The following is an 11,854-nucleotide window of genomic DNA, read 5'->3' on the forward strand; positions in this document are numbered from 1 at the left end:
GATTTATCGCCACTCACTGGCGCGTGCGCGTGAAAGACCGCGCGCTTCGGTTTGTTGATCCAAAGTCTCTTCAGGCTTCTCCAGCATAGCCATCAAATTATCATGCAAGGCTTTTAACCGTTCAGGGTCGGTAATTTTATGACCCTTTTCTGTCACATAGAACACATCGACAGCGCGCTCGCCATAGCCATCAATGCGCGCAGCTTGCAGGCTGACCCCGGTTTCGGCAATCACGCGGGCCAAGTCATGTAAAAGCCCTGGCCGATCCCGGCAGGTCGCCTCAATCACCAAAGCGCTTTGCGCCGCCTCGACATCCAGATGCACGCTGGGCTGGACGGCAAAGGCCGCTTCACGGCGCTTCACCGGACGCGAGGGCATGGTGACATTATCGGTGAGGCCATCGCGGGCCGCCTTGATCACCGCGCCTTGCAATCGCGCGCGCGCCTGTGGGTCATCATGGCCAAAGGGCCGGCCCGAAACATCCTGCACATAGAACACATCAAAGGCCGAGCCGGTTTGCGTGGTCGCAACCTGCGCGCCCACCACATTGGCCCCTGACAACGCCAAAGCCCCGGCGATATCGGCAAACAAGCCCTGACGGTCCGGGGCCCAGATCATCACCTCTGCGGCGGACCGGCGCCGATCAATGCGCACCCCGGCGGCGACCGCTTCACCGCGCGCTTTGGCGGCCCGCACAAAGGCGGCATGGCGCAAACGATCGGTTTCAAAGAAAGCCAACCAATACGCATCTTCCAGATCTGCCGTCCATTCGCGCGCAAAGTCCGGGTCCAAACGCCCCAAATGATCGCTAACCGCTTTACGCGCCAGATCTGCACGCGCGGACAGACGCGCGCGCGCTTCGCCTTCATCGGCGCGCCGACCCCCGGCCAGAACCGAAGCGGCGGCCTGATAGAGATCGCGCATCAATTGCGCTTTCCAGCCATTCCAAACCCCCGGCCCGACGGCGCGAATATCCACCACGGTCAGAATGGTGAGCAGACGCAGGCGCTCCAACGTGCCCACTAAATCGGCAAAATCAATCACGGTGCGCGGGTCAGACAGATCACGGCGCTGGGCGGTATCACTCATCTCTAGATGATGACGGATCAACCAGGCGACCAGATTGATCTCGTGATCATCCAGGCCCAAGCGTTCACAGGCCGAATGGGCGCGCTCTGCGCCTTCGATACACTGATCGCCCTGCCCCTTGCCGGTATCATGCAGCAAAACCGCAAGATGAAGGGCCCGGCGGTGATTGACCAAGGGCGCGATCTGGGTCGCCAGCGGATGGTCCTGCTGATGCTTACCTTGTTCAATTTCACGTAAGAGGCCCAGCGCCTTCAGCGTATGCTCATCCACCGTATAGCGATGGTACATATTAAACTGAGTGCGCGCGACGATGTCGCCAAATTCTGGAATGAACGCGCCCAGCAATCCGGCCTCAGTCATGGCGCGCAAAGTCATATAAAGATCAGGCGCATCCAACAGCACCGCAAAGAAGGCCCGCGTCGCGCGCGGATCAGAGCGGTAATTATCATCGACAAAGCGCAAGGATTGCCCAATCAAGGCCACCGCATCGGGATGTAAATCCAGCTGATGGGCCGAGGCAACTTCAAACAGGCGCAGCATCAAGACGGGATCTTGTTCCACCAAGCTGGGATCGGCAAAGCTAAGACGCCCGGTTTTGATGACAAAGGCATCATTGTTCAAATCCGCACTGGTCGTGGCAGGCCCGCCCACGGGCATGAAGCGGCCAATCCCTGACGGGGGATCTTTCAATTCATCGGCTTCCAGCTTCGCACAGACCAGGCGGGTCAGTGCGCCGACATCAATCGCAGCCCTAAAATAATCACGCATAAAGCTTTCAACGCCAGCGACATCATCCCCATCACTATAGCCCATGCGTTCGGCGATTTCCGGCTGCACATCAAAGCTGAGGCGATCATCCTTGCGCTCTTGCAGGGCATGAAGGTGAAAGCGGGTCGCCCACAGGAAATCACCCGCATGCAGATACCGCTCCACATCGCGCACAGCGAGGAACCCCGTACCCACCCAGCGCTCCAACGCATCGTCACCATAAAGAACTTGTGCCAGCCATCGAAGGGTTTGCAGATCACGAAGCCCGCCCTTGCCGTCCTTGATATGGGGTTCCACCTCATAGCGGCTATCACCCTGCTTATCGACGCGGGCCTCACGCTCGGTCAATTTGGCGGTGATGAAGGCAGTCATATCGCCCTGACGGATCTGCTGGTGAAAGCGCTCCATCAGATCAGAGACCAGACGGCCATCGCCTGAGATCAGCCGCAAATCCAAAAGCGCCGTACGCTCCGACACATCATCGGCAGCCAAAGTCAGCGCTTCTTCCACAGTACGCAGCGCCCCGCCGCCGACATGTAAGCCCACATCCCACAGGGCATAAAGCACGCGCTCAATCACCAGCTGATGATCTTCAGGCGGAACGTCATCGACCAAAAACAGGAGATCAATATCAGACTGGGGAGCCAGCTCGCCCGCGCCAAATCCACCCAGGGCACATAGCGCAATCCCGGATTTACGCGCGCCCTCGTCCCAGACCTCCATGGCGATGGAATCATAAAGCGCATAAAGCACCGCATTCATCACCTGGGCCAGGGTACGGGCCGCTTCCAGCCCGCCTTCCTTACCCTCCAGGCGCGATTGGGCTTCGGCGCGGCCCTTGGCGATGAATTTCTTCAACCGGGCTAGACCCGCCTTGCGCGATGAAGACGATGACCAGCCCGAGCGCGTGGCCGCCGCCAATTCCGCGCGCAGACGTAATCCATCAAGACTGGCAGGCAGGGCACTGAGGCGCATGGAAGACCCCTAAGGACAAGAATTGAGCGCTTAGCTTCTATTATCGAGCATTTCTCGCAACTCATAAAGCAGAGCTTGCGCATCCCTTGGACTTAACGCATCCAGATCCATAGCTTTGAGTTTTAATTCCACTTTTGAGGGTTCTGGTTCTCGAACCTGCGCCATGACGGTGGAAAATAGCGGTAAATCATGCAGCGCAGCCGCTGGCGCGCCATCGGCTTCCAACCGGTCGAGAATATCTTGTGCCCGCACCACCGCGCGCTTGGGAAGACCTGCGCGCTTGGCGACCTCCACCCCGTAGGAGCGATCGGCCGGGCCTGGGCCCACCTCGTGCAGGAAGACCAGATCGCCCTTCCATTCCTTGGCCCGCAAAGACACATTTCCGGCCGCATCCAGATCATCGGCCAGCCGTGTCAGCTCGTGATAGTGCGTGGCGAACAGCGCGCGGCATTGATTGACATCATGGAGATGCTCAACCGCGGCCCAAGCAATCGACAGGCCATCAAAGGTCGCAGTTCCGCGCCCAATCTCATCCAAGATCACCAGCGCGCGTGGGCCCGCTTGGTTTAATATCGCGGCGGTTTCGATCATCTCCGCCATAAAAGTCGAGCGCCCGCGCGCCAGATCATCGGCTGCGCCCACGCGTGAGAAGAGCCGATCCACCAGACCGATATGGGCTGCACGTGCGGGCACATAAAGCCCGGCCTGGGCCATCACGGCAATCAACGCATTCTGGCGCAGGAAGGTTGATTTACCGGCCATATTCGGCCCCGTGACCAAAACCATGCGCGAATGACTTTTTCCAGCACCATCCAGACAGCAGGAATTGGGGGCAAAGGGGCCATCGCCTGCACGGGTCAAGGCCGCTTCAACCACCGGGTGGCGTGCGCCCTCAATCTCAAACATCAAGCTGGTATCGACCTGGGGTCTAACCGCCTGATGACGATCAGCCCAGGCCCCCCCAGCGGCGGCGACATCCAGATCGGCCAACGCCTTGGCACTGGCGCGAATGGCATCGGCCTCAGCCTCGATGCGGGTCCGGAAGGCCTCGAACATCTCTTGTTCCATGGCCAGCGCACGTTCACCAGCCTGGGCGATCTTGGCTTCCAATTCGCCCAGTTCCGGGGTTGAGAACCGCACCGCATTCGCCAAGGTCTGGCGATGGATGAAGCGATGATCGCCCATCAAGGCATCGCCATGTTTGGCGCTGACTTCGATGAAATAGCCCAGCACATTATTATGCTTGACCTTAAGGGCGCTGACCCCACTGGCCTCCGCATACGTCCTTTGCAAACCGGCCACGATACGCCGGGATTCATCGCGAAGGCCGCGCGCCTCATCCAGGGCACCATGCCAACCCGGCTTGATAAAACCGCCATCGCGCAAAAGAAGCGGCGGCTCGTCATCCAGCGCCTTTTCCAAATCCTGCACCAGGCCGGCCAGCTGAGGCTTATTGATCAGCGAGAGCGTATTCAGCGCGGCGTCAATCACCTGCGGCGGGGCGGCCAAAGGCATTTGGGCAAAATCCGCACACAGATATTCACCTTCACGCAGGGCACTCGCCAGCGATTTAAGATCACGCGGACCCCCGCGCCCCAGCGCCAAGCGCGACAGGGCGCGCGCCGGATCCCCGGCGGCTTTCAGGCGGGTGCGCACCTGCTCACGCAGGCCCGCATCTTCCATAAAATATTGCACACCATCGAGACGCGCATGGATAAGATCAAGATCCAGGCTGGGCCGGGCCAAACGCTCCGCCAGGGCGCGCGCACCGGGGGCGGTGACTGTCAGATCAATCGCATCGAGCAACGAGCCTTTGCGGCTACCAGACAGGGTGCGTTCAATCTCCAAACTCGCGCGCGCGGCCGGATCAATCGCCATCGCGCTGCCCGCAACATGGCTGACGGGCGGTTGTAATTTCGCCGGTGCTCCGGCTTGCGACAGCTCCAGATAATCAAGAAGCGCGCCCAGTGCGGAGATTTGCGCCTTGGTAAAATCGCCAAAGGCTTCCAGGGTTTGGACGTTAAACTGTGCTTTTAAACGCCGCTCTGCCGAGCCGACATCAAATTTGGTCTTCGGCCGCGCGGTGACCGAGGCCAGGGGACAGGCCATCTCCACCGTCTTGATATCCTCATCCAGCACCAGAATTTCGGCCGGATTGAGCGCGGCAAGTTCCGCCTCCATATTTGTCTCATCCACCCCGGCGCTGGCAAATTCGCCCGTGGAGACATCGGCCCAGGACAGCGCGCGCTCGCCGGTCGCCAGACGGGTCAGCGCCGCAATCCGGTTGGCCGAGCGCGCATCGAGAAGATCATCTTCGGTCAAAGTGCCCGGTGTGACGATGCGCACAATGGCGCGCTTAACCACCGATTTAGAGCCGCGCTTTTTGGCCTCCGCCGGGTCTTCGATCTGTTCACCGACCGCGACTTTGAAACCGGCCTTGATCAGGCGCGAGAGATAGATCTGGGCATTATGAACCGGCACCCCGCACATGGCGATGGGCTCACCTTGATGTTCGCCCCTTTTGGTCAAGGCAATATCGAGCGCTTCTGATGCGCGCACCGCATCATCAAAAAACAGCTCATAGAAATCACCCATGCGGTAAAACAAAAGCGCCTCAATGGGCGCATCTGCGCGCAGGGTTAAAAACTGTTCCATCATCGGGGTTGCCCCCTCAGGCGATGGAAATTGACGGGTAAAAATCGAAGATGCGCTCAAAGAATGGGTCATGATGTGCGATTTAGTGCCGGGGTTCTTTGCAGTTGGCAAGACATGGCCTGTTGCCGTGCTACGCGAAGTGTTTAGGGTGTCTCGCCGTCTACCCTTCCTTCCGGTTAAAGGCCACACAAGATGACTGACCGCACCAGTAAAATTGATGATGATGAAGCCTTAGCGTTCCACCGCTATCCTGAACCCGGTAAGGTTGCCATTCGCGCGACCAAACCCATGGCCACCCAGCGCGATCTATCGCTGGCCTATTCGCCGGGCGTTGCCGCCCCGGTCAAGGCCATCGCCGCCAATCCCGATGCCGCCTATGATTACACCTCCAAGGGTAATATGGTCGCGGTCATTTCCAATGGTACGGCGATTTTGGGCCTGGGTGATTTAGGGGCTGCGGCCTCGAAGCCGGTGATGGAGGGTAAGGCCGTCCTCTTCAAACGCTTCGCCGATGTCGATGGCATTGATATCGAAGTTGAAGAAAATGACCCCGAAGCCTTCATCGAATGCGTCAAGCGCTTCGGGAATAGCTTTGGCGGTATCAATCTGGAAGATATCAAAGGCCCCGATTGCTTCATCATCGAAGACCGTCTGCGCGAAGTGCTGGATATTCCCGTCTTCCACGATGACCAACACGGCACCGCCATCATCTCTGCGGCGGGCGTACTCAATGCCTGTGAGCTGACCGGGCGCAAGCTTGAAGATCTGACGGTGGTTGTGAATGGCGCAGGCGCGGCCGGCATTGCGGTGCTGGAGCTGATCAAATCCATGGGCGTCAAGCACGACAATGCGATTTTGTGCGATTCTAAAGGCGTCATCTATAAAGGCCGCGAAGAGGGGATGAACCAGTGGAAATCGGCCCATGCGGTCGATACCGACCGGCGCACCCTGGAAGAGGCGCTGGATGGCGCGGATTGCTTTATCGGGCTGTCCATCAAAGGGGCGGTGACTAAATCCATGGTCAAATCCATGGCCGCCGATCCGATCATCTTCGCCATGGCCAATCCGGACCCTGAAATTACCCCGGAAGAAGTGCGTGAAGCGCGCTCTGACGCGATCATGGCCACAGGGCGTTCGGATTATCCCAACCAGGTCAATAACGTCCTGGGCTTTCCCTATATCTTCCGTGGGGCGCTGGATGTGCGCGCGCGCACTATCAATGAAGAGATGAAGGTCGCCGCAGCGAAAGCGCTGGCTGAATTGGCGCGTGAAGATGTGCCCGATGAAGTCGCCGCCGCCTATCATGGGAACCGGCCAAGCTTTGGGCGCGACTATATCATCCCGGCACCGTTTGATCCGCGCCTCATCTCTCACGTGCCGCCTTATGTGGCACAAGCGGCGATGGATTCGGGCGTCGCCCGCAAACCGATTTCCGACATGAACGCCTATCGTTCAGCCCTGAAACGTCGTCTCGATCCAACCGCCGCAACCTTGCAGGCGATCTATGATGAGGTGCGCGCCGCCCCCCAAAAAACCATCGCATTTGCGGAAGGCGAAGAGCCCAGCGTCATTCGTGCCGCCCATGCCTTCCAATCTCAAGGCCTGGGTAAAGCCATCTTGGTGGGCCGGGTTGAAACCACCCATGCCAATATGCGTCTTGTGGGTGTGCCTACCGACAGTATCGAAGTCGTCAATGCGCGCCTGTCCGAAGCCAATACCGATTATGCGGACTTCCTTTATAAGCGCCTGCAACGCCAGGGCTATCTGCGCCGTGATGTGCAGCGCCTGGTCAATCAGGATCGTAACGTCTTTGCCGCCTGCATGGTCGCCATGGGGGCCGCTGACGGCATGGTCACGGGGACAACCCGGAACTATGCCCAGGCCTTGAGCGATGTGAAGCTTGTCCTCGATCAGGCTGAAGGCGAGCGCGTCATGGGGATGTCGGTGGTCCTGACCCAGGGCCGAACGCTGTTCATCGCCGATACCAATGTCACTGAGTTTCCAACCTCTGAGGCTTTGGCCGATATGGCGGTTGAGGTGGCGGCAGCGGCCCGGCGCTTTGGCGCGAAACCGCGCGTGGCTTTCCTCTCCTATTCCACCTTCGGCAATCCTCATGGCGAACGCTCTGAGAAAATCCAGGCCGCCGTCAAAGCTCTCGATGAGCGAGGGGTGGATTTTGAGTACGAAGGCGAGATGAATGCCGATGTCGCGCTCGACCCCGGTCATCGCCGTCTCTATCCCTTCTCGCGCCTGTCTGGGCCAGCAAATGTGCTGATCATGCCGGCGATCCACGCCGCCTCGATCTCCACCAAGCTGTTGCGCGCCGCGGGCGGGGCGACCGTGCTCGGCCCGATGCTGCTCGGTTTGGAGAAACAGGTGCAGATTGCGCGCCTGGGCTCCAGCGTCACCGACATCATGAATTTGGCTGCTTTGGCCGCCCATGACTTGTCCGCCAGCGCGGTCAATGGCGAGGGCGAATAACCCCGCCCTTCACGACTAAAAGAAATAAGGCCGGGTCCATGATCCGGCCTTATTTCTAACCCTCTTGGGCCTTTTGATCGGGCGGGGTGAAATCAATCTCGCCCTTGGCCGCTTTGGATCCAAAGGCTAAAACCGCAATCACCATCAAGGTCGCTGGGATGGCATAACTCGCCGTGATCAAGAAGAAGTGCACATAGCCCACGGCCTCGGCCAAAATCCCCGAAAGGCCCGCCAAAAACTTATTCACCAGCGCATAAAGCGAAGATAATAAGGCGTATTGCGTCGCCGCATTGGCCGGATCCGTCAGGGAAGACATATAGGCGATCAAAATCGTGCCGGTAAAACCGCCTGCGATATTATCGAACATGATCGCCAGGCCAACGCGCCAAACCTCATCCGGCCCGCCGGTTTGCGCCAGCCAGGCATAGGCCCCGTTCGACACCAAGGTCAAAAGCCCCCCGATCACCATGGTGGGCAGAACCCCAAAGCGGAACGCCAAAAAGCCCCCCAGAAAGCCGCCGGTGACGGTGGCGATAATTCCCGGCCCGCCTTGCAAGGCCCCAATAATATCACCGGCATAGCCCAGATCGGCATAGAGGGGCGAGGCCATAATCCCCATGGTAAAATCGCTCAGACGATAGATGGCGATCATCACAAAAACCGGAATAATCCAGAATTTCAACCGGGTGAGAAACTGCTTAAACGGATCCACGATCGCAACGCCCATCCGCTTGGCGAACGACATCGGCGGTTCAGCCTGGGAGGGATCGCGCGCGGGCTCCTTCATCAACAGCACAAAAACGCCGCCAATCACCATGGTCGCGGCCATCACCGTGAAGGAAATCCGCCAATTGGTCCAAGATGCCACGGCCAGACCAAAACCTGCAAACATGATCGCCCCGCGATAGCCCATCACATAGGCCGCGGCCATATTGGCCTGATTATCATTGGTCGCGCTTTCAATGCGCCAGGCATCAATCGCGATATCTAAGGTGGCTCCGGAATAGGCCAGGATCATCGCCCCCGCCAGGGTCAGCCAAAGCCCTTGTGACGGCGTGGAATAGCCAATGACCAACAGCCCGACAATCGTGCCCACAATCGCCACCAGCATCCAGCTGCGCCGACGGCCCAAAGCCTTCGTCAGGAAGGGAATGGGAATGCGATCAACCGCTGGGGACCACATCCATTTGACCGTATAGGCAATGGTCACCCAATACATGAAGCCGATTGTGGCTTTATCAATGCCTTCAGACCGCAGCCAATAAGAGAGCTTCTGAAAGACCATCATCAGGGGCAGGCCAGAGGCGAAGCCCAAAATCAGCATGGACAGCATTAAAGGCGTCGCATAGACACGCACAGTCTGCAGCCAGGAATGGCGTGCTTTGATCAGAGCATCAGACATCAGAAGATCCCAGCATAAAGATTTTATTTAGGCTGGACTTTTTTTAGCGCTGGCACAAGCGTTTAAGCGTTAAGATCAGGTCATCTTCCTCGACGGGCTTGGTCAGGAAGGCATTCATGCCCGCTTCTAAGCATAACAGGCGATCAGCCTCGGTTGCGTTCGCGGTTAGCGCGATCAGCGGCATGGCCGCACGCCCATCGCCCAGATCACGGATCGCGCGCGCGGTGTCTGGCCCATCCAGCTCCGGCATGCGCATATCCAACAGCGCCGCATCATAAAGCCCCGGAGCCAGACGATTAAGCGCGCTACGCCCGTTGGATACGCGCTCGGCTTCAGCGCCCAGGCGGCGCAACACCGTTTCAATGATCAGGCCATTGACCGCATCGTCTTCGGCAAGCAACAGGCGCAAGCCCTTCAAGGGCTTTTCATCCTTTTTGACTGTCGCCTTTTTAGGGTTCAGCTCATCCGTGTTCGCACTGATATGCGCACCAAGCGAGGACAGGCGCACCGGGGCGACCAGCCAACCATCCACACCCTTGGGCCTGCGATGACCCATATAATGGACCTTGGTCTGCGGTGTGGCCAGCACCATGACCCTTTTGGCTTTGGGTTGATGAAGATGAACGATCTGATCTTCATCAAGGATCAAGCTGGAGACCGGCTCAAGCGGGAGGTCACTAAACTGGGTTGCTTCAATGACATCCGCGCCCAGCGCCAGGCATTGGCGGGACAAGGCTTCGCGCTGGATATGACAGCCCACCGCCAGGGCAATGGTCTGCCCGTAGAGGCTTTGGGGGCCTGGGCTTTTATCCAAAATCACCGGCGGAAAGCGCACCCAGAAATGGGCACCATGGCCGGGCTCGCTTTCGACGCCCACTTCGCCGCCCATGGCTTCGGCGAGACGCTTGACCATGGCGAGCCCCAGGCCCGCACCCGGCTGGGCCGTGCGCTCGGCGGCACCGCGCTCAAAATGCTGAAACAGATGCGTGCGATCGACCGCATTGATCCCCGGACCGGTATCACGCACCGAGATCCGCACTTGATGATCGGGATCCAGCTCACTGGTGATCAACACCCCGCCGGTTTTGGTGAATTTCACCGCATTCCCGACCAGATTAAACAGAATTTGGCGCAGACGTGCAGGATCGGCTTCAATCGTTGTGGGCAGATTGTGCTCACACACATGGGCCAGAACGAGATTTTTCTCTGCCGCTTTAGAGGCCATCAGCTCACTGACCTCTTCGATCAGTGCGCGTAAATCCACCGGCTCAGCGCGCAAGGTGAGCTTACCCGCCTCAATCCGCGATAGATCCAAGATGTCGTCCACCAGGGCCAGGGCGTGGCTGGCGCTCGATTTCAACGCCTCCACATAGGCGCGCTGATCGGGACGTAAATGCGTATCTTCCAACAGGCGCGCAGCCCCCAAAGTGCCTGATAGGGGCGTGCGCAATTCATGGGTAATCGCGGCGAAGAAAATATTCTTACCCTTGGCCGCTTCACGTTCCTGGGCTTCGGCGCGTCGGCGCTCCGTCACATCACGGCCCACGGCCAGCGAGCCGCCTTCCACCAGCGGATATTCCACCCACTCAACCCATAAATCACCCTTTTGCGTGCGCATGCCGGCTTCATAGCGCCGCGGGCCGCCCTCTTCCTTGATGGCGGGGGCCACTGCAAACCAGCGCCCGATCCAATCTTCGCGCGTACCGCCAAAGGTCTGGGTAAAGGCCTGATTCACCTCGGTCAGGCGGTTATCTTCATCGCGCGCCAGGACCAGCTCGCCCATCTGATCCAGCACCAGGCGCGCAATGGCGCTGCCCGAGCCATGATCAGGCGTCTGCTTGGAGGCGCTCAAAGCAGCATCTTCCTCAGAAGAGGGATCAAAATCTGGATGTGGTCGTAATTGGCCCGCCATAAAACGAGCCTACGCCAACAGCGTTAAAGAAATCTCGATAATGGATCGCGGGCATTCTACTTTTTCAGGCCGCCAACGCCTATATTCCATAAAATCATCCATAAGGGGAGCGTGAAATGACCTTAGATATCTGGATTCTCGTCGGCCTGTGTTTCTGGGCCCTGTTTCATATTCTCTGGGCCGGGGCAGTGTTCACCCGCACCGTCGGGATTGGCTATAATGTTGGGCCGCGCGATGAAAATCATCCGCGCACCGGGCTCGCCGGACGGCTATATCGCGCTCAGATCAATTTCTTTGAGACCTTTCCCTTGATGGCCTTTTTAGTGCTGGCCTGTAGTCTTTCCGGCACAAATGGCACGCTCAGCCTCATCGGTACCGCGCTCTATGCGCTTGGTCGAATTCTCTATGTCTTTGTGTATGCAGCGGGCATTCCTTATGTGCGCTCTTTCATCTGGATGGGTGCAACTTTCGGCCTGGTGTTGGTGAGCGCTCAAATGGTGATCACTCAGCTCGGCTAGGGCTCACATTTCCTTGAACCCCAAAATTTTCCCCTTGTTGCTGGCGTAAACCCT

Annotated in this window: 6 protein-coding genes; 2 read left to right on the plus strand and 4 right to left on the minus strand. The window is 58.5% G+C overall.

What is annotated here, in order from left to right; all coding sequences use genetic code 11:
* Positions 1-3: 3 nt before the first annotated feature.
* Complete coding sequence (locus tag H151_RS0104215; RefSeq protein WP_019960392.1) at positions 4-2,832, minus strand: [protein-PII] uridylyltransferase; 2,829 nt, start codon at positions 2,830-2,832, stop codon at positions 4-6.
* A 30-nt stretch (positions 2,833-2,862) separates the two neighbouring features.
* A complete protein-coding gene (gene mutS, locus H151_RS0104220; RefSeq protein WP_019960393.1) occupies positions 2,863-5,559 on the minus strand; it encodes a DNA mismatch repair protein MutS in 2,697 nt (898 codons plus the stop codon).
* 120 nt (positions 5,560-5,679) lie between these two features.
* Between mutS and H151_RS0104225 the strand changes: the two genes are divergently transcribed.
* Positions 5,680-7,968 (plus strand): NADP-dependent malic enzyme, encoded by a 2,289-nt coding sequence (locus tag H151_RS0104225; protein WP_019960394.1) that lies wholly within the window; start codon positions 5,680-5,682, stop codon positions 7,966-7,968.
* Between the two features lie 55 nt (positions 7,969-8,023).
* Here the strand turns inward: H151_RS0104225 and H151_RS0104230 are convergent, their stop codons facing one another.
* Both H151_RS0104230 and H151_RS0104235 read right to left on the minus strand, forming a co-directional pair.
* Positions 8,024-9,370, minus strand: coding sequence for an AmpG family muropeptide MFS transporter (locus tag H151_RS0104230; protein WP_019960395.1), 1,347 nt, complete (start codon positions 9,368-9,370; stop codon positions 8,024-8,026).
* 43 nt (positions 9,371-9,413) lie between these two features.
* Positions 9,414-11,282 (minus strand): hybrid sensor histidine kinase/response regulator, encoded by a 1,869-nt coding sequence (locus tag H151_RS0104235; protein ID WP_019960396.1) that lies wholly within the window; start codon positions 11,280-11,282, stop codon positions 9,414-9,416.
* A 116-nt stretch (positions 11,283-11,398) separates the two neighbouring features.
* Between H151_RS0104235 and H151_RS0104240 the strand changes: the two genes are divergently transcribed.
* Positions 11,399-11,800 (plus strand): MAPEG family protein, encoded by a 402-nt coding sequence (locus tag H151_RS0104240; RefSeq protein WP_019960397.1) that lies wholly within the window; start codon positions 11,399-11,401, stop codon positions 11,798-11,800.
* Positions 11,801-11,854 lie beyond the last annotated feature (54 nt).

It is taken from the genome of Woodsholea maritima DSM 17123, assembly GCF_000382325.1.
Classification (GTDB): Bacteria; Pseudomonadota; Alphaproteobacteria; order Caulobacterales; family Maricaulaceae; genus Woodsholea; species Woodsholea maritima.

Coding starts and splice junctions, on each gene's coding strand:
- H151_RS0104235 (WP_019960396.1), bottom strand. CDS start 11,282: ATGGCGGGCCAATTACGACCACATCCAGATTTTGATCCCTCTTCTGAG.
- H151_RS0104230 (WP_019960395.1), bottom strand. CDS start 9,370: ATGTCTGATGCTCTGATCAAAGCACGCCATTCCTGGCTGCAGACTGTG.
- H151_RS0104225 (WP_019960394.1), top strand. CDS start 5,680: ATGACTGACCGCACCAGTAAAATTGATGATGATGAAGCCTTAGCGTTC.
- H151_RS0104215 (WP_019960392.1), bottom strand. CDS start 2,832: ATGCGCCTCAGTGCCCTGCCTGCCAGTCTTGATGGATTACGTCTGCGC.
- H151_RS0104240 (WP_019960397.1), top strand. CDS start 11,399: ATGACCTTAGATATCTGGATTCTCGTCGGCCTGTGTTTCTGGGCCCTG.
- mutS (WP_019960393.1), bottom strand. CDS start 5,559: ATGACCCATTCTTTGAGCGCATCTTCGATTTTTACCCGTCAATTTCCA.